At 66.4% G+C, this 22336-nt stretch carries 22 protein-coding genes and 2 pseudogenes; 15 read left to right on the top strand and 9 right to left on the bottom strand.

Annotated features, from left to right (window positions below):
- Positions 1–74: 74 nt before the first annotated feature.
- The 8 genes and pseudogenes from Q7514_RS00590 (at position 75) to Q7514_RS00560 (ending at position 5416) form a co-directional block, all read left to right on the top strand.
- Entirely contained in the window at positions 75–674 is a 600-nt protein-coding gene (locus tag Q7514_RS00590) for a TetR/AcrR family transcriptional regulator (protein ID WP_330131339.1), read from the top strand.
- A 1044-nt stretch (positions 675–1718) separates the two neighbouring features.
- A complete protein-coding gene (vanY-N, locus tag Q7514_RS00585; protein WP_330131338.1) occupies positions 1719–2270 on the top strand; it encodes a D,D-peptidase/D,D-carboxypeptidase VanY-N in 552 nt (183 codons plus the stop codon).
- Between the two features lie 74 nt (positions 2271–2344).
- A pseudogene (locus Q7514_RS33135) lies at positions 2345–2500 on the top strand (hypothetical protein); the annotation flags it as partial.
- A 66-nt stretch (positions 2501–2566) separates the two neighbouring features.
- Positions 2567–3283, top strand: coding sequence for a hypothetical protein (locus Q7514_RS00580; RefSeq protein WP_330131337.1), 717 nt, complete (start codon positions 2567–2569; stop codon positions 3281–3283).
- Positions 3284–3375: 92 nt separating this feature from the next.
- Complete coding sequence (locus Q7514_RS00575; protein WP_330131336.1) at positions 3376–3717, top strand: RES domain-containing protein; 342 nt, start codon at positions 3376–3378, stop codon at positions 3715–3717.
- 46 nt (positions 3718–3763) lie between these two features.
- Positions 3764–4480: an SOS response-associated peptidase gene (locus Q7514_RS00570; RefSeq protein ID WP_330131335.1), complete on the top strand. Its 717-nt coding sequence runs from the start codon at positions 3764–3766 to the stop codon at positions 4478–4480.
- Between the two features lie 34 nt (positions 4481–4514).
- A complete protein-coding gene (locus Q7514_RS00565) occupies positions 4515–4733 on the top strand; it encodes a hypothetical protein (RefSeq protein ID WP_330131334.1) in 219 nt (72 codons plus the stop codon).
- Positions 4734–5002: 269 nt separating this feature from the next.
- A complete protein-coding gene (locus tag Q7514_RS00560) occupies positions 5003–5416 on the top strand; it encodes a PPOX class F420-dependent oxidoreductase (protein WP_330131333.1) in 414 nt (137 codons plus the stop codon).
- 143 nt (positions 5417–5559) lie between these two features.
- On the opposite strand, the gene Q7514_RS00555 is transcribed toward Q7514_RS00560, so the two are convergent.
- From Q7514_RS00555 to Q7514_RS00545, 3 genes are all read right to left on the bottom strand, one after another.
- On the bottom strand, positions 5560–5874 hold the full coding sequence (locus tag Q7514_RS00555) for a hypothetical protein (RefSeq protein ID WP_330131332.1): 315 nt from the start codon (positions 5872–5874) through the stop codon (positions 5560–5562).
- 29 nt (positions 5875–5903) lie between these two features.
- Entirely contained in the window at positions 5904–6323 is a 420-nt protein-coding gene (locus tag Q7514_RS00550; protein ID WP_330131331.1) for a DUF3626 domain-containing protein, read from the bottom strand.
- A 209-nt stretch (positions 6324–6532) separates the two neighbouring features.
- Positions 6533–7480 carry a GlxA family transcriptional regulator gene (locus Q7514_RS00545; RefSeq protein ID WP_330131330.1) on the bottom strand — a complete coding sequence of 316 codons (948 nt, stop codon included), beginning with the start codon at positions 7478–7480 and terminating at the stop codon, positions 6533–6535.
- Positions 7481–7673: 193 nt separating this feature from the next.
- On the opposite strand from Q7514_RS00545, the gene Q7514_RS00540 reads away from it, so the two are divergent.
- A complete protein-coding gene (locus Q7514_RS00540) occupies positions 7674–8363 on the top strand; it encodes a DJ-1/PfpI family protein (RefSeq protein ID WP_330131329.1) in 690 nt (229 codons plus the stop codon).
- Positions 8364–8418: 55 nt separating this feature from the next.
- Entirely contained in the window at positions 8419–8736 is a 318-nt protein-coding gene (locus Q7514_RS00535) for a hypothetical protein (protein ID WP_330131328.1), read from the top strand.
- Positions 8737–8809: 73 nt separating this feature from the next.
- On the opposite strand, the gene Q7514_RS00530 is transcribed toward Q7514_RS00535, so the two are convergent.
- Together Q7514_RS00530 and Q7514_RS00525 are read right to left on the bottom strand one after the other, a co-directional pair.
- A complete protein-coding gene (locus Q7514_RS00530; protein WP_330131327.1) occupies positions 8810–9151 on the bottom strand; it encodes a hypothetical protein in 342 nt (113 codons plus the stop codon).
- A gap of 26 nt (positions 9152–9177) precedes the next feature.
- On the bottom strand, positions 9178–9411 hold the full coding sequence (locus Q7514_RS00525; RefSeq protein ID WP_330131967.1) for an SAM-dependent methyltransferase: 234 nt from the start codon (positions 9409–9411) through the stop codon (positions 9178–9180).
- 1069 nt (positions 9412–10480) lie between these two features.
- Between Q7514_RS00525 and Q7514_RS00520 the strand changes: the two genes are divergently transcribed.
- The 3 genes and pseudogenes from Q7514_RS00520 to Q7514_RS00510 form a co-directional block, all read left to right on the top strand.
- Positions 10481–11083 carry a PadR family transcriptional regulator gene (locus tag Q7514_RS00520; protein ID WP_330131326.1) on the top strand — a complete coding sequence of 201 codons (603 nt, stop codon included), beginning with the start codon at positions 10481–10483 and terminating at the stop codon, positions 11081–11083.
- 42 nt (positions 11084–11125) lie between these two features.
- A complete protein-coding gene (locus Q7514_RS00515) occupies positions 11126–11851 on the top strand; it encodes a VOC family protein (protein WP_330131325.1) in 726 nt (241 codons plus the stop codon).
- Between the two features lie 359 nt (positions 11852–12210).
- Positions 12211–12775, top strand: a pseudogene (locus tag Q7514_RS00510) (IS1380 family transposase); the annotation flags it as partial.
- Positions 12776–12823: 48 nt separating this feature from the next.
- Here the strand turns inward: Q7514_RS00510 and tnpA are convergent.
- The gene (gene tnpA / locus Q7514_RS00505; protein WP_330131324.1) at positions 12824–13240 is read right to left on the bottom strand and encodes an IS200/IS605 family transposase; all 417 of its coding nucleotides are present in this window, start codon (positions 13238–13240) and stop codon (positions 12824–12826) included.
- Between the two features lie 104 nt (positions 13241–13344).
- Here tnpA and Q7514_RS00500 point away from each other — a divergent pair, with 104 nt between their 5' ends.
- A complete protein-coding gene (locus tag Q7514_RS00500) occupies positions 13345–14505 on the top strand; it encodes an RNA-guided endonuclease InsQ/TnpB family protein (RefSeq protein WP_330131323.1) in 1161 nt (386 codons plus the stop codon).
- Positions 14506–14589: 84 nt separating this feature from the next.
- On the opposite strand, the gene Q7514_RS00495 is transcribed toward Q7514_RS00500, so the two are convergent.
- The 3 genes from Q7514_RS00495 to Q7514_RS00485 are packed head-to-tail and all read right to left on the bottom strand — an operon-like array spanning position 14590 to position 21655.
- Positions 14590–18756 carry a TIGR02680 family protein gene (locus Q7514_RS00495; RefSeq protein ID WP_330131322.1) on the bottom strand — a complete coding sequence of 1389 codons (4167 nt, stop codon included), beginning with the start codon at positions 18754–18756 and terminating at the stop codon, positions 14590–14592.
- Positions 18753–20198 carry a TIGR02678 family protein gene (locus Q7514_RS00490; RefSeq protein WP_330131321.1) on the bottom strand — a complete coding sequence of 482 codons (1446 nt, stop codon included), beginning with the start codon at positions 20196–20198 and terminating at the stop codon, positions 18753–18755. The genes Q7514_RS00495 and Q7514_RS00490 overlap by 4 nt, the downstream gene beginning before the upstream one ends.
- Positions 20195–21655: a TIGR02677 family protein gene (locus tag Q7514_RS00485; protein ID WP_330131966.1), complete on the bottom strand. Its 1461-nt coding sequence runs from the start codon at positions 21653–21655 to the stop codon at positions 20195–20197. Before Q7514_RS00485 ends, Q7514_RS00490 begins: the two co-directional genes overlap by 4 nt.
- Before the next feature lie 178 nt (positions 21656–21833).
- Between Q7514_RS00485 and Q7514_RS00480 the strand changes: the two genes are divergently transcribed.
- Positions 21834–22289 carry a cupin domain-containing protein gene (locus Q7514_RS00480; RefSeq protein WP_408016007.1) on the top strand — a complete coding sequence of 152 codons (456 nt, stop codon included), beginning with the start codon at positions 21834–21836 and terminating at the stop codon, positions 22287–22289.
- Positions 22290–22336: the final 47 nt, after the last annotated feature.

Below are 22336 nucleotides of genomic sequence, written 5' to 3'. Positions count from 1 at the left end.
CCCAAGGTTTATGGGTCGTGTGTATTATGTCAACTGTATTGGAGTAGTTCCGGGATACGAGGGGAGGGTCGGCGATGCCGAAACAGGTGGATCACCGTGGCCGCCGCGAAGTGATCGCCCGCGCACTGTGGCGAGTGGTGGAGCAGGGCGGCGTCACACAGCTGACGATGCGTGTGGTGGCGCAGGAGGCGGGCATGTCACTCGGGCAGCTGCAGCACTACTTCGCTTCCCGGGCCGCCATGCTCTCCTTCGCCATGGATTTCGCGTCCGAGCAGACCTCGGTCCGCGTACGCCAGGGGCTCGAAAAGCTCGGTGACCGTCCGCATCCCCGTGACGTGCTGCGACTGACGCTCGCGGAAATGCTCCCTCTGCATGCCGATGCCCGCGCGACCAGCCGGATGAGCGCTGCCTACGTCCTGGAGGCGTTGCACGACGAGGACGTGCACGAGCAGGCGCGCCGCGGCCTTGTCCAAGGGCGGGCCCTCGTCGAGCAACTGGTCCGCCAGGCGATCGCCGACGGGCACATCGACTCCGGCCGCGACCCGGCGATCGAGACCAACCTGCTCCTTGCCCTCACCGGCTTCACCTCCCTGATCGAACTCGACGTGATCGAGCCCCGGGATGTGCTCGCCGCGATCGACGTGCATCTGGACCGGCTGTTCAGGAGTACGTGACTTGCCCGGACACGAAGGAGGTGGGGCAAGATCAGCTCTAGGACGGCCGCTCCCCGCCTGGTGTCCACTGATCGGCCACCTCTACCTCGCTACCGCTCCCGGCAACGGCTGTCCCATTTGTGCCGTGAGTGTCCGCGCCGACGCCCGCCGTACCGAGCCCCATGCACCCGTGGCGGTCAACCACCGGCTGACCCTCACCCAGCCCTATATTCGCGCGGCTCCTGACTCAGTTCCCCGAAACCGACACTCAGCCGCTCTCGTGGGCGCCGTCGTGGAAGGGGCGCAAATCCCCCGGCCACATCAGCTCGGGAGAAGGCGTAGCGGCCCAGGAAGTTGATGTGGTTGTGCTGGATCGTGACGGCAGCGCGCACATCTCATCGCCTGAACGTAGCGGTGCCGGTGGTCAACGAGGTAGCGACGCGTACCGCGCGCAGTTCTACGGCGTCACCTGGCAGCCGTGTTTCTTGAGGGCGTTCAGTGTGCGGTGGCGGAGCGACGCTCGGCCACAGTCCATAGCAGCGCCGCGAGGATCCCGAGGATGCAACCGACTATAGGGACGATCAGGTAGGGCGAGCCAAGGTCGAAATGCGTTGGTGCGTTTTCGATTGCGTAGGGATCAGTGGATGGTGTCATGGACAGCTCCAGCTGAAGGCGTGGTGGGAACTTCGCGCTGTGGAAAGCGGTAGACAATCCGATCAGAATTCCGGTGCTGGCGAGTCCTGCCGCTCCCAGTCGGATAGATCGCGGGGTCGGAACGCGCCGCGAGGTACGCGTTCAGGGACGATGGGAGCCTAATCGGGTGAGCCTACGTCGAACTCGACGGACTGGACGGTGAAGATCGATCTGCGTGGTGCGGAGCCGGAGCACGCAGATCGCGGAGTTCGATGGCCTCGAGGCGCAGCCTGTTGCGGAGGGCATCGGCCATGTAGGGCTCGTTTTCGACATCAACACGCGTATACACGTGATACTACGAGCTGGCGCATATCGTGGAAGTATCGAAAACTGAATACGGGCCGGCAACACCAGACCTCCTTCACTGGAGGCATGAACGAACCACGCACCATCCCTCTTCGGCCCCGTGACCGGCTGTTTGCCGTAGTCACGGTGGTGCTCGCCGTGTTCCTGCTGCCCGTTGCGTTCATCTGCAATCCCTGCCGCGCCCGCGAACTGGCCTGCTGCTGGGCATTGGGATTGCGATTTCCTGCCGAAGAACTCACCGGGCTCACCGACGATGCCAGGGCGGCGTTCACCGCTGCGCGCACCGAGGCGCTCTGGCGCCACGGGCAGCTTATCGGCCTCACTTCGGGATACCGCGATCCCTGTCTTCAACAGCGGTTGTTCGACGAGGAGGTGCGCCGCGCCGGCTCACCGGCCGCAGCCCGGATACACGTACTGCCACCTGCGGAATCCAGGCACGTCAAGGGCAGTGCACTGGATGTGCGCCCGCTCGAAGGCGCGCGCTGGCTGGAAGAACACGGTGCCCGCTACGGCCTCTACCGCATCTACGACAACGAGTGGTGGCACTTCGAACACCACCCGGACGTCGGCGTGCCACCAACGACCCAGGAAATTCGCAATGCTCTGCACGCTCGTTGACGAGGGGCGCGATGATGCCGGGCGCGTGGATGGGGCGTCTCGAGGCCGCGAGGCACTGATCCTTCGTCGGACGGAAGGAGGAGTTCGCCGCCTTCGACGAGGCGCTGTGCAGCGGCGGCAGAGTGATGTTCGTGCACGGCCCCGGCGGCGTCGGCAAGTCGGCGCTGTTGGGACGCTTCGCCCAGCGAGGCGCAGAGGCTGCTCGCACCGTGCTGATGCTGGACGGGAGGATGCTCGAGACATCCCCCGCAGCCTTCACGACCGAGGCCGGCTCGATACTCGCCGACGAGCGCGCGGTGCTGCTGATCGACAACTTCCAACATATCCACAGCCTGGAAAACTGGCTGTGCGAACGGTTTCTGCCGGCGCTGCCGGTCGGTGCGGTGGTCGTGGTGGCCGGGCACATACCCCCGGATGTGGCGTGGCAGGCCGACCCCGGCTGGGCCGACATGGTGCAGGTCATCGAGCTGGGCGACCTGGAACCCATGGACGCCGCCGCGCTACTGGTCTCCCGCGACGCACCTGTTCGGCCGTCAGGCGGCGCCGATGTGCTCGGGATTTCTCCTCAGACGGTGTCGGTGCTGCCGGATCTTGGTCCGCTCGTCGATGCCTTGCCGGGCGGGGTGTCGAGCCTGTCGCAGTGGATGAGTCGGCCGAACGACAACTTCGGGGGCCCACGCCCGCGCAAGAGATGCTTCGCGACTTCGACCACGTGTTCGCGGTCGTCGAATCGTTGTCAGCCGCCTGATGGCCAATCCCCTCGAGGTACCGGCGCGGCGACTGTCCGCTGCGGATCATCGGTGGGCGTGCGCGCCTGCCGGCGGTACCGTGGTATCGTATCTATCACCGCGATCGGTCACCCCGAGCGGGTCGGTGTTCCAGTTGTTCGGGGTGTATGCCCGTTTTCGATCATCACAGCCGCCCTTCGCCGTACCGGCGGTCGACCCGGATGCGCGCTCGGTGATCTACCTGGCGGTCGATCTTGCGACGTCCGCGTGTTAGGTGTTCGGTGAGGCTGGGGTCGTGCCGCTGCACTCGAAATGGCGCGTTGCCAGGCTGCGGCTGCTGCGGGAGATCCACACTCACGATTCGGCCCGGCGCGGCAATGGCGATCGGTGCGCTGCCCGCGAGGGCCTCCGGGAACGAGAACCGCGCGCTGACCCAGCAGTGGGCACGCGCGATCTATGGGGATCAGCCTGCCGCTGCGAAGGTCGCGGGCGTCCGCTACCGGTCCGCTGACTTCGGAGGCCGAGCGCTCGCGCTGTGGGACTGCCCGGACGAGATCGAGGGGGCACCGATCGTCAAGGTCCTGGCCAGCAAGTCGTTCTGCCGCACCGCGGGAGGTGCGCAGGGCGGACCGCGACACAGTTTGCGGAAGCGCCGGGGACGTCGCATCAGCGCAGATGAACACCCTATTTCCTATCCGAATCTCCGGACGCGTCGGTGACCGAGGCTATCGTTCATTGTGTATCTGTGACAACGGAGGTCTGATCGTGTGCGGACGCTATGCAAGCACCAGCACCCGAGGCGATCTGCTCGCGGCGTACGACGCCGTCGAGACAGTGGGGGAGGAGTTACCACCGTCCTACAACATCGCGCCGACCCAGCAGGTGAACGTGGTGCTCGAACGCGCGCCGCGCAGCGATCCGGACGCAGACCCGGTGCGAATGGTGTCATCGCAGGTGAAATGGGGTTTGGTGCCGTCGTGGGCGAAGGATCCGAAGATCGGGTCGCGGTTGATCAACGCGCGGTCGGAGACGATCACGAGCAAACCGGCCTTCAAAGCGGCTTCGGTGCGCCGCCGCTGCGTGTTGCCGGCGGACGGCTACTTCGAATGGATGAAGGACGATTACGGCAAGAAGATCCCGTTCTTCCTGCACGGTGACGGTCCGGTGTCGATGGCAGGCCTGTACGAGTTGTGGCCGAATCCGGATCTGCCCAAGGACGATCCCGATCGGTGGTTGTGGACGTGCACAGTGCTCACGCGGCCGGCGACAGATGCGGCCGGTCAGGTGCACGACCGGTCGCCGGTAATTCTTCCGGATACGTTCGTCGGGCCGTGGCTTGATCCGGCGCTGACGGAGCGCGAGGATATCGATGCGTTGCTGAATTCGATCCCGGAGCCGCATTTGGATCTGTATGAGGTGGCTACGGCGGTGAACTCGCCGCGCAACAACGACCCGGAGTTGTTGCGTCCTGTGCACCGGTGAGTGCATAGGGGACATGTCATCTGACCAAGCGAGCATGAAGGTGCTTCAGAAGCTGATCCGGGTACGCGAATCGTCGAGGGAATCGCCCGCGCCACACGCGGGACTCCCTACCTTCACCCGCGATCATGTATCGAGGTGGTCGCCGATCGAAGCGATCCTCACACCGGCGCACCTCCTGAAATTCACCCGCGTGGACAAGGCGATGAAGAGCCTCGAAATCGAGGCAGAGGCGGTGTGTTTCGAGCTCGGGTGAGGTGCACGCCGATCCGGACGGCCCCGCTCGGCGAATTTGCGCGCGTCCGCCGATCTGGCGTTGGATGAGAAGGGCAGGATGTTGTCGGGGATGACGAGCAAGCTGAGCCGCAAGGTGATGGCGCTGATGCCGGCGGGGAGTCACCTCGACGATGTGGGCCGTACTGTATGACAGGTCCCCGGATGGAGACACTGTCAAGATCTGTGGATCGCCCATCATCGATATCGGTGGATTCCGTGGTCGGTGCTGAGGTTTGGGATACTGCGGGTATGGCGTTTCGTGACGATCCCGGTGGTGACCAGTTCTTTGCCCTGCGCACGTTCCGACGAGACGGTTCGGCGAGGACGACGCCGGTGTGGCTGGCATCTGCCGGTGGCCGCTGGTATGGGTATACGCCTGCTCGCTCGTGGAAGGTCGAACGGATCCGGCGCAACCCCAGGGTTGAGATCGCGTCGTCGGACTTCGATGGAATCCCTACGGGACCGTGGCGGTCCGGCTCGGCGCGAGTGCTGCCCGCACATGAGTTACGCACCGCGAAGCGGGCGATGACCGCGAAATATGGCAATAAGTTCCGTGTATTCGTGATCACCACACTGTTCGGCAGCCTCCGGAAACACGGTGGACGGGCAGTTGGGTTGGAGATCAGCCTCGACGCCGGGCCGTCGGCCATGCCTGCTACATGAGGTGCGCCGGGTTGTTCCGGTCGCCGATCAACTCGAGGTCGCCTGGCGGATGAAGTGTGACCGCAGCACGGTTTTCTTCTCGTAGTTCGTTGGTTCGAGCATGACGAGCGTGGTGATTTTTGCAAGTACTTCCCGGGGCTCGATCAGTCGATCGAGGAAATGTCCACTCCGATGAGTACTCCGGATGTGGCTCGCCTCGCGGAGCAGTGCGAAAACGAGGCCACGATGACCACGCGAGCCGTGCAGGCTGCGCGGCCCCATGTGTCAAGCATCTCGAGCTCCGGCAACTGGGCGGCGACGTCGGTATCGACATCGGTCAGGACTTCGAGTGCATCGGCGCGCACGGATGGTTCGAGGTGGTTGCTGGCGCGTTCGTCGGTGCTGCACGAACATCCGAGATAGGCGCGGCGAACCGCCGGACTTGTGGGGGAGACCGGCATATGCTCGACGGCCTCCATGTCGACGAACCTACCGTGGTGCCAGCAATTCAGGTGAGTGGCGAATCGCGGTAGCTCGGGTCGAGCACAAGCGCCTCGAAGTCCGACGCTATGTCGATGGGTCCGTGAACGTGGGCTTCGATGTAGTCGTCGAGAGGATCGCCGAATTCCACCGCGTCGCCAGCCCCTATCAAGTGCATCGCCTCAGCTGTGCCGAACAGGTCGGGCCCGAGACGCTGTCCGGGAAGCAAAAGTGGTCCGGTCGAGCGTGTGCTCGGCGAGCAGGAAGTAGGACGAACCGAAACGAGGTGAACCGCGTACGGGTGGGCGCGGAAGTTCAGCGATCCATACTTCGGTCGCTCAACCGGGTCATGCTCGCCATGGGCGCCGCCGAACATCCGGCTTTCCCGGATCGCTTCCAGCGGCGAGTGGGCGGCGAAGGGGAGGTCTGGGTGGAAGTGCTGTGTCACACGGAAACCCGATCGAGCGGGGAGCGCTGGGCAAGGCCGCTCCGTGAGCAATGGCAGTGGAGCGAGGTGAGGAATCGACAGGAACGCAAGCATTATCTGTTGATCGGCCACCGTTCTCGGAAACCGAGCCTCCTCCCAGTGTGAGCTGGGCCACGGCGGGGTGACTCCGGTGGCCGTCGCAGGGACCAACACACTGATGTCCATCACAGTCAGGGCTCGCTCCGGAATGTGCGTCGGTAGGTCTGCGGGCTGACGCCGGTGATGAGTTTGAAGCGGTCGCGGAAGGTGGTGGATGAGCCGAAGCCGACCTGGCCACCGATGCGTTCCACGGAATGGTCGGTGGTTTCCAAGAGGTGTTGCGCCTGGCGGATGCGGGCCTGGTGGAGCCACTGGAGAGGCGTAGTGCCGGTCTGGTCGCGGAAACGTCGGATCACGGTGCGGGTGCTGGTACCGGCCCGCGCTGCGATATCGGTCAAGGTGAGGTCACGGACAAGGTTCTCCCGCAGCCAGGTGAGCAGTGTCTCCAGCTCGGAGCCCTGGGGGGTGGGGGCGTGGTCGTAGACGATGAACTGTGCCTGTCCGCCCTCCCGCTCGAGAGGCATCACCGACAGACGGGCGGCATCGGCGGCGACAGCCGAGCCGTAGTCACGGCGGATCATGTGCAGGCACAGGTCCATACCCGCGGCAGCACCGGCAGAGGTGAGGAACTGGCCATTGTCGACGTAGAGGACATTCGGGTCGACGTCGATGTTCGGGTGGATATCCGACAGAAGCCCAGCCGCAAGCCAGTGCGTCGTGGCGCGCAACCCGTCCAGGAGTCCGGTGGCCGCCAGGGGGAAGGTGCCCGAGCAGATGGAGGCGATCCGTGTGCCGTCGGCAGCGGCCGACCGCAGCGCGTCACGCACAGTGGGCGAGACGGGAGCGGTGGGATCGATGACTCCCGGCACGATGATCGTGTCCGCGTCCTGAAAGCCCTCCAGGCCCCAGGGTGCACGCAGCGTGAAAGCTCCGGCGTCGATCTCGTCGCTCTCGGCACACACCCGGACCTGGTAGCCGGACCGCCCGTCGGGCAGGCGGGTCCGTGAAAAGACCTCGATCGGGGTGGACAGGTCGAAAGGGATCACCTGATCCAGCGCGAGAACGGCAACGGTGTGCATGGCGAGAATCTACCCTATCGCCGATAGGATCAATCATAGCAAGTTTCAGATAACCACAGGTGAGGATACGTTCAAGCCTCCCGATAGAGTTGACAGTATCTCGTTGAAGAACGTCACTCACGCCACTGGTCGATCCGGTCGACAGCCGGTTGACTTCATGCGTCCCATAGAAATCGATACGAAGGAACACCCCATGCACATCCAGATTGTGCTGTTCGACGGCTTCGACCCACTCGACGTCATCGCCCCATACGAAGTGCTGTACGCGGGAGGCACGGCATCGGACGGAGCGCTGACCGTGGAACTGGTCTCCGCGGAGGGGCCCCGCGAGGTGATCAGTGGCACCGGGGGTCTGGTGCTGCGCGCCGCAGGTGCTCTCGACCTGGAGCGGGCAGACATGCTTCTGGTGCCCGGCGCATCCGGCCGTATCGGCGAACCCGGTGAGGACCCCGAAGCGGTGGCGGGCGATGGCGAATGGAAGCGGGACGAGTTCATCCCGGTGCTACTGGGCCGGACTCTGACAACCGAGTTGCCCACGCTCCTCGGGCAGGCAATGGCTGACCCCGCCATCACGATCGCCACCGTGTGCGGCGGCTCGCTGGTCCTGGCCATGGCCGGTCTGCTGGAAGGGCGACACGCCACCACTCACCACTTGGGACTCGATCTGCTGGATGCAACCGGCGCCCATGCCGTCCGCGCCCGCATCGTGGACGACGGCGACGTGATCACCGGCGCCGGAGTCACCTCCGGGATCGACCTCGGGCTCTATCTACTGGAGCGCGAGTTGGGCCCTCGGATCGCCCACACGGTCGAAGAGTTGTTTGCCCACGAGCGGCGCGGCACCGTCTGGCGCGCCCAAGGACCGGCTCCCGCCACTCTCTGAAACCTCCCCACCGCGCTCCATTCCCGTAACTGCACAAGTCAGGAAGTACAACGGCATGCCCGTAGAAGGCACCTGGAAGCTCACCATCTCCACCCCCATCGGCACGATGACGGCCGTGGTCGAATTCCACCGGCGCGACGGAGTCCTGACCGGAACCGCCCACGGAGCGGGCGAGCAGGTACCGCTGCACGCCGTGGTCCTCGACGGCGACCGGCTCACCTGGAAGCAGGCCATCACCAAGCCCATGAGGCTGAACCTGGCGTTCGACGTGACGGTCGACGGCGACACCCTCCATGGCACCTCCAAGGCCGGCCGCCTTCCGTCGTCGAAGGTCACCGGCGCGCGTCAGGCAACCCCGGAACGCCAAGTATGACCTACTCGACAGATCGGACATGAAGAACGCGCGGGTCCAGGCAGTGTTGCCCGGACCCGCGCTCGTCACACTGTCAGCGGCCCATCAGTGCGAACACTCCCCAGCCGAGGTGCTCACGCTGGTACCGCGTGTAGCGGGCGGGCTCGGTGGCGAGCTCGGCCCGCACCTCGCCGGCCAGCTCGTCATCGGGATGGTCGTCGAGCCAGCGGCGGAGGTTGAGCCACTGCGCTGCTTGGTACCGATCCCAGCTGTCCTGATCGGCCAACACCATTTCCACGATGTCGAACCCGAGATCGCCGAACTGCTCGATGAGCTCCGGCAGTAGCAGGAAGGCGTCCTTGCCGCTCGCACCGCAGGATTTGGCGGTTTCCTGGTCGGGCACTTCCCGACGCCAGTACGGCTCACCGATCAGCATCAGGCCGCCGGGACGCAGACTCTTTCTCAGAGCAGCTGGACGGTGCCGGCCACGCCGTCTCCGATCCAGGTGGCGCCCACGCACGCGGCGAGATCGACCGGTGTGTCCGCGACGAAGCCGGAGGCGTCGGAGTGCACGAAGGTGACCCGGTCAGCGACGCCGAGTTCAGCGGCGCGGGCGCGGGCCTGCTCGGTGAACACCGTGCTGATGTCCACACCAGTCCCCGTGACGCGGTGGTCACGGGCCCAGGTGCAGAGCATTTCGCCCGACCCGCTGGCGAGGTCGAGCACGCGCGTCCCCGGGTTTCAGGTGCAGTGCCTGCCCCAAGGCGGCGAGCTTGCCAGAGGTGAACGGGTTGTGGATGCGGTGGCTACTTTCGCGAATGGTGAAGATGCGTGGAAGATCCACGAGAGGTACTCCTCGAGCTTCGTTCAGTTCTCATGTGCGGAGAACAGTCGACCTGGATCGACTGCCGTTGCTCGGGCCGTCATCACATACACCTCGTTAGGACGCAAGAATCTTGAACCCGATGAACGTAATCCTTCCGAGTTGGACGTTTCCACCGAATTAGCTGAGAGATGGTCAATTCGCTGGGCAAAGGGTCGGTACGCGATCTCGGCGTCGACACGCAGGGTGGTGGGGTCGGCCTTGGCGAAGGGGTCATGGCGCGCGAATTCATCCCACCAGGCGGTGCCCCCCGTGCTCCTTGGCCAGAAAGCATGTCTGCGATGGTCACTTCGGCTGGAAATACGCAAGGGACGAAGCCTGGATCCACCGATTCTGTCGGGTCTTGTAGCATTTTCCATTCTGAATGCTTGTGCAGCACAGGTGATGCGGCTACGCCCTACACTTTGCTACGGCAGCACCTGGCGGGTGAGGTAAGTGTCCAGGTGTGGCCGTTCTTGCTCGACGCTCAGGTCTGTTCACCAAGGTCACCTCAGTGCGCTGACAGCGCCGGACGGGCTTCGCCGCGAGTGGCGGGCAAAGCCATTCGCCCCAACACACTTCGAGCGGTCTGCCGAACCAACGGCCGGGGTCTTCGGTGTCGGTTCACTTCTGATCTGGTGAGTTCTCGTCGAAGTGGCGAAATCGGCGGCGAATTCTCAGTGATGTGGCGAGGATGGCTCGGCGTCGATTGTCGACGCTGCGGGTGCCCGGTGTGTTGACGAGTTCGAGGTCGTGTTCGTCGCTGAGGACAGACGCAACCACATGATCGTGCACGGCCCGAGGCGGCGCACGACTCGGTATAACCAAATTTGGCTAATATGCCCGGGGCGAAGTACGCTTCTCGCAGTCGCCAAATTTGGTTAGTTATACGGGAAGGGTTCGATGAAGCCGGTACGACTTCTGGTCCTGGGAGCGCTACGCAGGCGCGGGCGCGCACACGGATATCAGATCCGCGCGGATCTGGAGTCCTGGGGCGCACACGAGTGGTCCACCGCCACATCGGGTTCGGTGTATCACGCGCTCAAGAGCATGGCCGGACAGGGCCTGCTGGCGGCGGCGTCCCATTCGGATCCGTCGGTCGCCGGGGGCCCGCCGAGGATCGAATACGAGCTGACGGACAAGGGTGAGCAGGAGTACCTCAGCCTCCTGCGCCGGGCCTTGGCCGACCGCGAGCCGCGGCTGGACGTCCTGTGTGCCGCGGTGGGCCTGATCGAGGACCTTCCCCGGGGGCAGGCCCTGCAGGTCCTGCGCACCCGCGCCGACGCGATGCGCGACTGGCGCACCAGCATCACCGCACACCTGCCCGCGGACACAGAGCTGGACGCCTGGGGGCCGGTGGGCGAGGTCATCTCGCTGTGGCTCGCGACCGCCGATACCGGCGCCCAGTGGACCCGGCGACTGATCCACCGCCTGGAAGAGGGCGCATTCAGCATGGCCGGAGAGCCCGGTTCCCCCATCAGCCGCCCCGCACAGCCGGCCGAGTAGCGGCCGCGAGCATCGGCGAACCCCTCGAAACGGAGCAATGACATGGCCCATGAGATAACCGTCCCGCTGCTTCCATGCGGATCCATCGACGAGATCGTCGAGTTCTACACCATGCTCGGCTTCACCCGGACCTACTACCAGGTCCGTCCGAACCCGTGCGTGGGTCTGCAGCGAGAAGACCTCCAGCTGCAGTTCTTCGGCATGCCGGACTTCAGACCCGAGGACTCCTACGGTAGTTGCATAGTCAGCGTGCCCGACACCCAGCAGCTCTTCGAGGCGTTCGCCGCGGGCATGCGCGCGGTCCACGGCAAGCTCCTGGTCTCCGGAATCCCGCGGATGACCCGCCCGCGGAAACGCAAGAACGCCGACAACCACTCCGGGTTCACTGTCGTCGACCCCGGCGGGAACTGGATCCGAATCTTCGCGTCCCCAGGTACCGGCGGCACCGGTGCACCCGCGGTCGGCAAGCTGACCAGGGCGCTGGAGAACGCCGTCGTGCTCGGCGACTCCAAGGGTGACAATCAGCAGGCGGCGAAGATCCTGGACGCCACGCTGGCCCGGGAGCAGGATCGCGCACCCGCCGCCGAACTGGTCGAGGCGTTGGCCTACCGCGCCGAACTCGCCATCCGCGCCGACGACACCACCGCCGCGGTCGATGCCCTCACCCGTGCCCGCGCCGTCCCCCTCACCGAAGCCGAACGAGGCGAACTCACCGCGCACTTGGCCGGCCTCGAAGACCTGGAGGCTGTCGTCGGACTCGCACCCTAGACCAGCAAGTCCGAAATCCCAGTGATGCCCGGACATGGGCGGAGTGCCCCTATGGCCATTGTGTGACGAACGATCGGGACGCCCCTCCTGACCGCACCGTGCATGAAATCGATGACGAGTTGCCCGGTCCGCTGGACAGGTCGCCCGCCGGTGCTGACCAATTCCGAGCTGGTGTGGCGCCGCAATGCTTGCCCTCACTTTCACCGCTCCCTACCCGGCCGCGGCAGTGGCCATCGTCGGCGTGTTAGGTATCGCAGCGTTCGTGATCAACGCGGCGTTGCAGCGGGCGATGCGCCTGGCGGCCGGCCGGGCCCCACGTTGTCCGGCAGCGCGAACATCACTCGAAGGAGTAGTCACCGATGAAGCTGAGCCGACCCTCGGGCAGCGCCGAAGTACTCTTCGACGATCCTGACCTGATCGAGACGGCCGGACTTGTTCCCACCGTGAAACTGGCGCAACACGCGATGATCCATGAGTTGGCGGACAAACACCTGACCATCCCGACCGACAAAGAAGCGAATGCCGGCAGGGAGGTGTGTTCGTTGGTCGCGGGCACGTCCGCCAACTCGACGCAGTCGCCGCGAGGCTACTGAAAAACCTCGCCGCACGAACCCCTTTGGTGGCCGGGATCGACACCGGGCCGGTTGTCGTCGACGTCGACGACACGATCGTTGACGTCCACGGCCACACGAAGGAAGGCTTCGGATACGGGTACTCCGGAGTCCGCGGACTCAACGCCCTTATCGCCGCCATCACCACCGACAGCACCGCCCGGTAATCGCCGCGCAGCGCGTCCGCAAAGGCCCCTGCGGCTCACCACGCGGCGCCGCTCGGATCATCGCCGACAACCCTCCCCCCCTGCACCGGATGCGAGCGGAGAACGCCACCGGCAAGCTCCTGCTGCGGGCCGATTCGGCGTTCTACCGATCTCGGTGAGAGTGTTCCATCGTTCACGGTGGAAGTGAATCACCGTTACGCAGGGCGACGTTGGGACTTCACGTATTCGGCAATCACCGACAGTGGGGCGCCGCCCGCAGTCCCGCAGTAGTAGGAGCGGGACCATAAATGCCCGCCCCACAGGTAACGGGAAAGGTGCTCCGCGTGATCACGCCGCAAGTGCCGTGAGGACACGCCTTTGAGTGAATTCACCAACTTCGACAGTTGCACGGTCGCGGGAAAGTCGATCAGCAGGTGCACATGATCGTCCTCGCCGTTGAATTCCCGCAGTTCGCATCCGAAGTCCCCACACACCTTCCGCATGATCTGCTCGCAGTCTGTCAGGATGGGGCCGGTGAACGCGCCACGCCGATATTTCGTGACGAACACCAAATGTGCGTGACAGTCCCACACTGCGCGTCTACCAGAGCGAACAAGACTAGATTCATTCACGACACCAAATGATATCGTCGGAGGGTGCTCAAGCGATACCGCTATCGTGCCTATCCCAAGGGGAACAGCACAGGGCGCTGTCTCGATTGTTCGGGTGCTGCCGGGTGTTCAACGATGCCCTCGCCGCGAGGGAATCTGCCCGCAGGGCGGGCCGGTCGATCCCGAGCAAGGGTGAGTTGTCGGCGGCGCTGACCGCCGCGAAAACAACTCCCGAACGGGCGTGGCTGGCTGATGTGTCGTCGGTGCCGTTGCAGCAGTCGCTGGCGGACCTGAATCGCGCGTACGCGAACTTTTTCGATTCTCGTACCGGGAAACGTAAGGGCCGCAAGGTCGGAGCTCCGAAATTCAAGAAGCGGACACATCGCCAGTCTGCTCGTTTCACCCGCAACGCGGGGTTCTCGGTTCTCGAGCCGGGCAGTGGTATCGGGTGTGTGCGGTTGCCGAAGATCGGGCGTGTGCGGTACGAGTCGTCGCGACCGTTGCCGGCGGACCCGTCGAGTGTGACGGTGATCCGTGAGGCGGACGGGCGGCACTATGTGTCCTTCGTCGTCGATGAGCCGGCGCCGGCGGTGGTTCCGGCTCCGCCGGTTCGGGCTGCCGGTGTGGATGTGGGGTTGACGGATCTGGCGGCGATCGTCTACGACGACGGTACTCGTGAGAAGGTCGACAATCCTCGCTGGTTGTGGTCGAAGGAGCGAGGATTGGCCCGTGCGCAGCGGGCGCACTCACGCACCATGAGGGGGTCGAGGAATCGGGACAAGGCGCGTCGGAGGGTGGCGGTGGCGCACCGGAAGGTGCGTGAGACGCGGTTGGATCATCACCACAAGCTGGCGTTGAGGGTGGTCCGCGAGAACCAAGCGGTCGCGCTCGAGGGGTTGTCGGTGGCGGGTTTGGCGCGCACGAGGGTGGCGAAGTCGGTGCACGATGCCGGCTGGTCGATGCTGACTCGGCTGATCGAGGAGAAGGCCGCCCGGTTCGGCGTGGTGGTGCACAGGATCGGCCGGTGGGAGCCGACGTCGCAGGTGTGTGCGGGGTGTGGGGTGCGTGAGGGGGCGAAGCCGTTGGATGTGCGGGTGTGGGTGTGTGCTTCGTGTGGGTTGGTGTTGGATCGGGACTACAACGCTGCTGTGAATGTGTTGCTCGCCGCTGGGCTGGTGGGGAGGGTAAACGCTTGTGGAGGGAGCGTAAGACGTGTGCTTGCATGCGCGGACCCGGTGAAGCAGGAACCCGCTGAACAGACCGCACCATGTGGTGAGGCTGCGTAGGAGTCCTCCGTGTTCACGCGGGGGAGGAAGTCAAGGACACCCCACCGTCTCAACCGCCATCAGAGGAGCAGAACCCCGTGCTGATCAGGCGAACTCGAACGTGCCATCGACCGGCTGCACCACCCGCCGCGTGCCCGGTGACCCCAGCGCCATCGCCAGATCCGACCCGTCGTGCTCGGCCAGCAACTCGCCACCGGACCACACCAGCAGGGTCGCCGCGACCGTGTGCTCGGCCACCGAATGCGACAGATCGTAGTGTGCGCACCCCGGCACTCCGCCGTAGGTGATCCACAGATCGAAACCGGTCATGAACAGGTCGAGGTCGAATTGCACACACAACCCGAGCAATTCGCTGCGCCCGGTGTCGTCGACACCGGCGAACGCCTCATCGAGCGCCAGCAATCGCGGCGCGTGCGGATCGGCCGAATCGAGCATCACGTGCGCCGCCGCGAACAACGGCAAATGCAGCGACACCGACTGCTCACCACCGGACAACGCCGAATGCCGCGCCGGCGTCAACCGGTCCTCGTTGCCGTCGGCACCGATGAGACTGAACGAGAACACCCGCCACCGCCGGTAATCGAGCGTGGACGCGAGGATCTCCGGGTACGACCGCTCCGGATGCGCCGCCCGCTCCGCACGGATCCGCGACGCGAAATGCGCCCGGATCCCCGCCAGATCCTCCGGCGACAACGCCGACGCATCCCGGTCGAGCAGCTTGCACACCGCCCGTGCCCGCTCGTCGAGATGATCGGCGAGCACCCAGTGCACCCCGATCGTGGTGCCCGACGACATGTGCCGCTGCCGCATCTCGGCGCCCATCCGACCGATCAGATCACGGGCGTCGACGGTGCGTTCGTGGATCTGTTGCGACAACCCGGTCAACAGTGCATCCTCGAGGATGCGACGCTCGGAGTCGGTGAGCAGTGCTTCCTGCTCCTGCCTGGCCTGCGCGATGCGCGCCGCGAACCGCCCGACCGAGCTGTAACCCTGCTCGTCCTGCACCTGCACCACCGTCACTCCGTCGGGAGCATCCCAGGTCAGGCGATAGTCGCGTCCCCGCGCGAGCTCGGCATCGAAATCCTGCAGCGCCGACGTCAACGCCGACCCCGTCGACTTACGAGCCGATTCCCCCGCCGACACCGACACCGTCGCCGCCTCCAGCGACCGGAACAGCCCGGTCACTTCGACGGGCAGCACCTCGACGGCACCCTCGGTGTCCGACGCGTGCCGGATCCGGTAGAGCACCTGATCGGCATCGAGCCACGCCGCTTCACTCGCCGGCCACACGTGCTCACTGTGCACCTCGAGCAACGCCAACAGGTCGCGGTGCGCGAACGGCGCCAGCTTGCTGGCATCGACGTGACATTCCACCAGTGCCGACCTCAACGCCTGCTCCGCAGCGGTGTGCGCCGCCTCGGCCTTGCCGATCTGCTCGAGCGCTGACTGGAACGCATTCCGGGCCACACGTTCGGCCGCCTTCTCCGATTCGATTCGCCCGCGCGCCCCCTCGAGTTGCGCATCGATGCGCTCGGCGCTCGCCCCGATCGACTCCCGCAACGTCTCGAGCCGCTGTTGTTGATGCGCCAGCGACTGCGCTGCCTCGAGGGACCGTTCGGCGGCCTCGTCCGACGCGATCCGCGCCTCGTCGTGCCGAGACTGCGCCTCCCGCAGACGCTCGGCGGCGTTCGCCTGATCGCGCAGCGCCCGCAGCAGCGCCTGACCTTGCGTCCGGAAATGCCGGATCGCGGCGTCGAGGCTGTCCAGCTCGGTGGTGGTGAGCGGGGTGCGGTGCCGCGCCGCGGCCGCACGCAACTGCTGTTCCTTGACCGACGCATCGGCGATCACCTGATCGAGATCCCGGTCGGCCGCCGCCGCCGATTCCTGCGCGGTACGCAACGCACCAGCACACTCGGTGACCTTTCGCAGCGCCGCGAGGACCGTGCCGGTGCGGGGGAGTGCCTTCACCGCACGGTCGAGGGCGGTGAGTCGATCGCCGAGCGAGTGCTCCGCCGCACGCAGGGTCCGCACCTCGGCGCGAGATTCGGCGATGGTCGCCTCCAGTTCGGCGATGCGCCGCTGCCGGCGCCGCGCCCGCGCTGTCGCCCCGATGAACTCGGCGTGATCCTTCACGTGCCGGCCGACCTGCACGCCCTGCCGATAGCCGCCGCGCACATCCACCGCGACACCGATGCCCGGCTCCGGCTCGGTCGTCAACGCGATCGACGCCAGCACCTCCGCGACCCGCGACTCCGGAACCGACGTATCCGATTCGGGAACAAGAACATCCGAAACGGTCGGGCCGGACGGTCGTTGCTCTGGCGGCAACGCCACCAGCACCTGATCCGACTCGAGATCCGGCACCTCGCCGGTGCCCCCGACAAGCCACCCGTCGAGCAGATTCGCCGCCTGCAACGCCGCCTCGACACCCGCCGCCTGGTCCGCGGACACATCGTCCCGGAACCGCACGAGCTGCCACAACGGAGCGCCGGCCCAGCCCTCCCGCGACCCGCAGCGCGCGCGGAACGGTGGGGGAGCGTCGTCCCGCTCCGCCGCCACCGCGGCGCGTTCCTGCTCGAGCTCCCCGATCCGCACCGCGAGCGCGTCGATCTCCGAACCCATGGCGCGTCGCCGGAACCGGATCTCCTCGACGACCGGGCCGGTGTGCTCGGCCAGCGCCGCAGCCGGCGCGGTCGCGTCGTCCTCACCGACCGCACCGAACGCCGCATCGAGCGCCTCGAACACCGGCGTCGACAACCCCACGGCGGAAAAAGTGTTCGTGTGGTCGGTCCACCAGTGACGCAACTCGCTCGCCGCCTCGCTGCGGGCAAGCTCGACCACGGTTTCCGCGGCCTCCACCGCCGCCGAAGCCGTGTCGCGTTGACCGCGACTCCGCGTCGCCGCCGATTCCGCCCGCGTGCGCGCCGTGGCAGCCCCGTCGACCTTCGACAAGGCGCTGCGCACCGCCCGCACATCGGCGTCGCGTTCCTCGGCGTTCGCCTCGATCGCCGCCACCAGACGATCCGTCCGGTCGCCGTGCTCCACACCCGACCATGCGATCGACGCATCCTCGGCTGCGGCCTGCATCGCATCCTCTGTGCGGCGCCGCGCCGACGTCGCGGCAGTCACGATCTCCTCGGCGCGGGACTGCTCGCTGATCCGGTCGGCCACCGCGGCCTGCGCCCGCCCGGCATTCTCGGTCTGCGCGGACGTGGTGCGCTCGAGATTCGCCACCACCGACGCGAGATCGTCGAGTTGCTGCTTACCCTCGTACGCGCTCGACCGCTGCAACGCATCTAGCGTGGTGCGGGCCTGTTCGTGCTCCCGCTCGGTCCCGGCGAGCCGCTCCTCCGACTCGGTGCGCGCGACCATGGCTTCCTGCCGGGTGGTGGCGGCCTGCCGCAACGCGAGCACCGCCGCGTCGACGGCATCGAGCCGCCCAGAGACCTGCTCCACCGCCACTCGCGCCTGCTGCCGCACATACTTCGAATAGACGGTGACGAACCGCTGCGCCGCATCATCGGCGGCCGCAAGTGACTCCAGCGTGCGGGCGACCTCCTCCATATCGGAGAATGACCGGGCCGCCTCGACGACGAGCTCGTCATCGAGGGGCCGCAACCCGTCGGTCAGAGCCTGCGACAGACCCTTCGGGTCCAGATTCTTCGCCAGCTGCGGACGCCGCAAGGTCAGGATCAGATTGATCAACTGGTCGTACCGCTGCGCACCGAGCCCGAACATCCGCGCATCGATCGCCGCCCGGTACTCGATCGGGCGCTCGGTGATCGCCTCGGCACCGACCTGCTCGATCAGCTGCTTCTTCGTCAGCGGCCGATCCTCGTCGTCCAGCAGAGAGAAGTCGACACCGACCCGCCCATCCACCACGAAATGCCAGCGGGTGACCTTGTCGTTGCCCTTGGTCGCGCGCATCCCGATCCCGACCGTGACCGCTTCCGGATCGTCGCGCTGCCCGCGGCTGAACTCCATCCACACATACGAATGCGCGCTCTCCTGCCCCTGATACAGCAGATTCGAGCGCATGGTGCGCTCCTCACCGGCGAACGGGTTGAGCCGCCGCGGCTCGATGCGCCCGTCCAACACGAACGGGAACAGCACCTCCAGCGCTTTCGTCTTGCCGGAGCCATTCGGGCCGCGCAGCACCAGACGGCCGTCCGCGAACGAGAACTCCTGGTCGCGGTAGTCCCACAGGTTGATGATCCCGGCACGTGTCGGGCGGAAACGGGCGCTGCTCATGAGATCTCCGTGTCGATCGAATCGGGAACAGTGGACGCCGAGGTGCTGGAAAGATCAGGGTCACTGAGCGCGGGCCCGCTCGGAGGCGGATCGTCCGGCAGAGACAAATCGGGAAACAGTTCGATCTCCGGATCACGCTTGCGCACACTGACCGTCACCCCACGGAACCGCGCCAGCGCCGGCAACGCCAGCACCCCGCCGGGCGTGCGCACCACCAACCGCATCTGCTCGAGCCGCTCCGTCGCCGCCTGCGCAAGCCCCGCCGGATCCGCCTGCCACTGCGCAGCGAACGTCCGCCCATAGGTGTGGACGAGCCGCCCGATCGTGCCCGCAATCCACGAATCCTCGATCAGCGGATGCGTCGCCGGACGCTCCGACGCGCCCTCGAACCGATCGACGAACTCGCCCGGCATCGCCGACGCCAACGGCGTGAACAACCCCGACCGCGGAATCGCACCATCGATCGCCGCCGCCAGCGCATCATGCCCGCCCGCGGGCAGTGGCATCCGCTCCGGGGCCGGAGCATCCGGATCCAACACCCGATCGCAGATCTCCCCGGCCAACAGCAACGCGACCTGCGCGACCGTCCCCGTATTCGGAAACCGCACATCCGACAACCGGCCCGACGTGTCGACCAGCGCCACCCCTTCGGCGCGCCGCTCGCACACCAGACCAGTCAACAACTCCACCTCATCGGTGGTGCGCGGCAACGCCAACTGCAGCGCTTCGTCGTCCGACAATTCCTCGGCGTAGACGACCGGCTTCTGGACCAGCGCGCGGCGCACCCGGCGTCGCACCTCACCGGTGTCGCCGTGCGGCACGGACGAACCGAGCAGCGCCCGCACCGACGTCAGATGCTGCAGCGCCCGCGGGGGACGGAACACCGCGGCCACCACCGCACGATCAATGTCGTAGAGCGCCTCCCCGCGCCCCGGGTCGCTAGCCCAACCACCCGCATCACCATCGGCGAGCGCCAGCGCACCCCGCGCCGTCAACCACGCCACCGCATCGACGAACGCATCCCGGTCCGCGGCCCGCTCGGTGTCGAGATCGACCCCCTCCACCCGGCCCGCGTCCGATGCCACATGATCGGCCAACTCCGACAACGTGATCTGACCACCACCGCGCCCCAGCGCCGCGATCGCCAACGCCAGATACGCATACCGGCGACGATCGAACGACCGATCCGTCGCCGTACTCGTCCCCGCGCCCGGATCCAGCCGATCGGCGACCGTGAACAATCGCGCCGTGGTCTCTGTGACCTCGAGCCGATACCCGAACGTGGCGAGCAGATCCTCACGCAACTCCGTCGCCCACCGGCGCAGCGACGACAACGCCGACCGATCCGGGAACGTCGTCGTCACCAGATGATGCGTCAGGATCAGTCGTGCCGCACGTTGATACGAATCGAGATCGACCGACGCAATCGAACGCGCCTTCACTGCACCTCCACCGACAGATGATCCAAATACAGACTGCCCCGCGCGGTGCGCACCACCATCGACTCCCCACTCGGCCGCAATGTGAGTTTCACCCCGTTCTGCGTCCCGGAGGACCCCTCATCTGCTCGCACCCGGCCACTGACCGGTACCCGCGCCGACAACGCCGCATCCAGCAGACTCAACAACACCTCGGCTTCCGGCTCCGAGAGCTCCCTCTGTCGCACCCCACCGGCCGCGAGCGATTTCGCGGCCTGCGCTCGGCGCCGTTGCGTCTCGAGTTGCTTCTCGCGGAGCCTGCGCACCCCGGCATCGTTGCGCTGGATCCGCCCGGGGGCACCCGCGGCGGGGCGGCGGCCGGTCTCGGCGAGCGTGCGGGCGATCTCCACCGGCGGCACCTCCCACCACGAGCGGGTGACGGGAATGACGTCCGCGTCAGGATGCGGGATCGAGAAATGCCGAGGCCGGCCGAGGTCGAACACCGCCCCGAACAGGGCATGCGCGGCGTCTTCGGTGGGCGAGTTCGCGAACCACCCGGCCAGATGCCGCAGCTGCGATTCGCGGCTGACCCCGCCGCGCCGTTGCTCGGTCAGACGTCGCAGCAGCGACAACACCGCCGAGATGGCATTGATCGTGGCGCCGCGCAGCCGTTCCGATTCACTCGGCGCGGACCCCACACCGACGAACCAGTGCTCGACGCCGCGCCAGCGCATCCGCCAGTCGGCCTCACGCTCCTCGAACGAGAGCAGAACGCGCTCGTCATGCTGCGCCGCGAGCGTATGCAGTGTGTCGGCGCCGGTGGCATGGACACGGTCGAGTGCGGCCGTGAGCTTGGGGGCGTAGCGGGCAAGATCGGAACTGAACTCGCGCATGTGCGTGAGCAGCGCGTCCTTCTGATCGAGAAATACTTCCGGAGTGATCTCCGTGGTGCGCACCAGGTCGCCGAGCACCAGGTAGAACCGGGCAGCCCGTTCGGCCATGTCCGACAGCGTCGCGTCGAGCCGACTCAGTTTGCGGTAGACGAGTTCACCATCACCGGCGGCGTTCGCGTCGGCCAGTTCGGTGAGGTCGGCGAGCAGATCCGCCAGCGCCAACCGCGACAGGGAGACGTCTTCCCCGCGCGCCGAGAGCACATCCTCGACCGCGCGGAACGCCCGGTAACCTGCCTGCCCGAACTGATAGACGTAGTGGCGGTTGCGGTACTCGGCGAGGGTCGCGGCGCGTGTGCCGTCGTAGCTGCGTTCGAGCACACCCCACGCGTGGAGTTGCTCGAGCAACGCCGGAAGATCGGAGGCCTCTGGCACGTCGCCGGGACCGTCCGCGGCGATGCGGTTCAGAACGGTCTCGACGTCCCCGGCGTGCAGCAGCACCGTGTAGTTGCCGCGGGCGTGGTCGAACGCGCGCAGAACCCACAGGTAGTGAGTGCGTTTCTCGGCGGTCGCGAACGAGAACAACCGCAGCCGGTCGTCCCGCACCAGCGGGTCCTCGACCGCTCCGACGTGGGATCGACCTGTTTCGTTCACTGTGACAGGGTAGGCGGACCACGGCCTCGGGCCCGCATCACCCGCGGTCCGTGTCGGCGACCGGCGTGCGCGTTCGGCCCCGGTGCAGGTTGCGCGGGCGGTAACGTCGGAGGCCATGAGGCGACCCATGCGTGGTGTGCTCGCGGCGATCGTGATCGCTGGGTCCGTGGCGGTGCCCGGGTGGGCCCACGCCACGCCGAGCCAGGGAATCTCGGGCGTGACATGGGTGGACATCGAGATTCCACCGAATCTTCTGCCGTTCGTCCCCGCCGGCGTGCACGCGGTGGCGCGGGAGATCACCATCGATCCGGGTGGAACCACGGGGTGGCACTACCACGACGGGCCCGTCCTCGGCATCGTCCGGGCGGGAACGCTCACCCATCCCGGAGCAGATTGCGTGCCGGTGGTCTACGACACAGGAGATGTGATCGACGAACCTGCGGGAGCCGACCACGTGCACGTCGGCCGCAATGTCGGCACAGTGCCGGTGGTCCTCGACGTCGTGTATCTCACGCCGATCGGGGCGCCGTTGTCCGAGGATGCGCCGGCGCCCGCGTGCGCCACCACCTGAGCCCCGCTGACTACCGGTAGCGGTCGCCGGATGGGTTCGGTATCTAC

The organism is Rhodococcus artemisiae, from assembly GCF_036327795.1.
GTDB lineage: Bacteria > Actinomycetota > Actinomycetes > Mycobacteriales > Mycobacteriaceae > Rhodococcus > Rhodococcus artemisiae.
This window is presented reverse-complemented; position numbering and strand designations above follow the sequence as displayed.

What these genes read in the sequence shown, in the direction of transcription:
- Q7514_RS00590 (WP_330131339.1), top strand. Translation starts at nt 75, where the DNA reads ATGCCGAAACAGGTGGATCACCGTGGCCGCCGCGAAGTGATCGCCCGC.
- vanY-N (WP_330131338.1), top strand. Translation starts at nt 1,719, where the DNA reads ATGAACGAACCACGCACCATCCCTCTTCGGCCCCGTGACCGGCTGTTT.
- Q7514_RS00575 (WP_330131336.1), top strand. Translation starts at nt 3,376, where the DNA reads ATGGCGATCGGTGCGCTGCCCGCGAGGGCCTCCGGGAACGAGAACCGC.
- Q7514_RS00565 (WP_330131334.1), top strand. Translation starts at nt 4,515, where the DNA reads ATGAAGGTGCTTCAGAAGCTGATCCGGGTACGCGAATCGTCGAGGGAA.
- Q7514_RS00560 (WP_330131333.1), top strand. Translation starts at nt 5,003, where the DNA reads ATGGCGTTTCGTGACGATCCCGGTGGTGACCAGTTCTTTGCCCTGCGC.
- Q7514_RS00555 (WP_330131332.1), bottom strand. Translation starts at nt 5,874, where the DNA reads ATGGAGGCCGTCGAGCATATGCCGGTCTCCCCCACAAGTCCGGCGGTT.
- Q7514_RS00545 (WP_330131330.1), bottom strand. Translation starts at nt 7,480, where the DNA reads ATGCACACCGTTGCCGTTCTCGCGCTGGATCAGGTGATCCCTTTCGAC.
- Q7514_RS00540 (WP_330131329.1), top strand. Translation starts at nt 7,674, where the DNA reads ATGCACATCCAGATTGTGCTGTTCGACGGCTTCGACCCACTCGACGTC.
- Q7514_RS00535 (WP_330131328.1), top strand. Translation starts at nt 8,419, where the DNA reads ATGCCCGTAGAAGGCACCTGGAAGCTCACCATCTCCACCCCCATCGGC.
- Q7514_RS00530 (WP_330131327.1), bottom strand. Translation starts at nt 9,151, where the DNA reads ATGCTGATCGGTGAGCCGTACTGGCGTCGGGAAGTGCCCGACCAGGAA.
- Q7514_RS00525 (WP_330131967.1), bottom strand. Translation starts at nt 9,411, where the DNA reads ATGCTCTGCACCTGGGCCCGTGACCACCGCGTCACGGGGACTGGTGTG.
- Q7514_RS00520 (WP_330131326.1), top strand. Translation starts at nt 10,481, where the DNA reads ATGAAGCCGGTACGACTTCTGGTCCTGGGAGCGCTACGCAGGCGCGGG.
- Q7514_RS00515 (WP_330131325.1), top strand. Translation starts at nt 11,126, where the DNA reads ATGGCCCATGAGATAACCGTCCCGCTGCTTCCATGCGGATCCATCGAC.
- Q7514_RS00495 (WP_330131322.1), bottom strand. Translation starts at nt 18,756, where the DNA reads ATGAGCAGCGCCCGTTTCCGCCCGACACGTGCCGGGATCATCAACCTG.
- Q7514_RS00480 (WP_408016007.1), top strand. Translation starts at nt 21,834, where the DNA reads ATGAGGCGACCCATGCGTGGTGTGCTCGCGGCGATCGTGATCGCTGGG.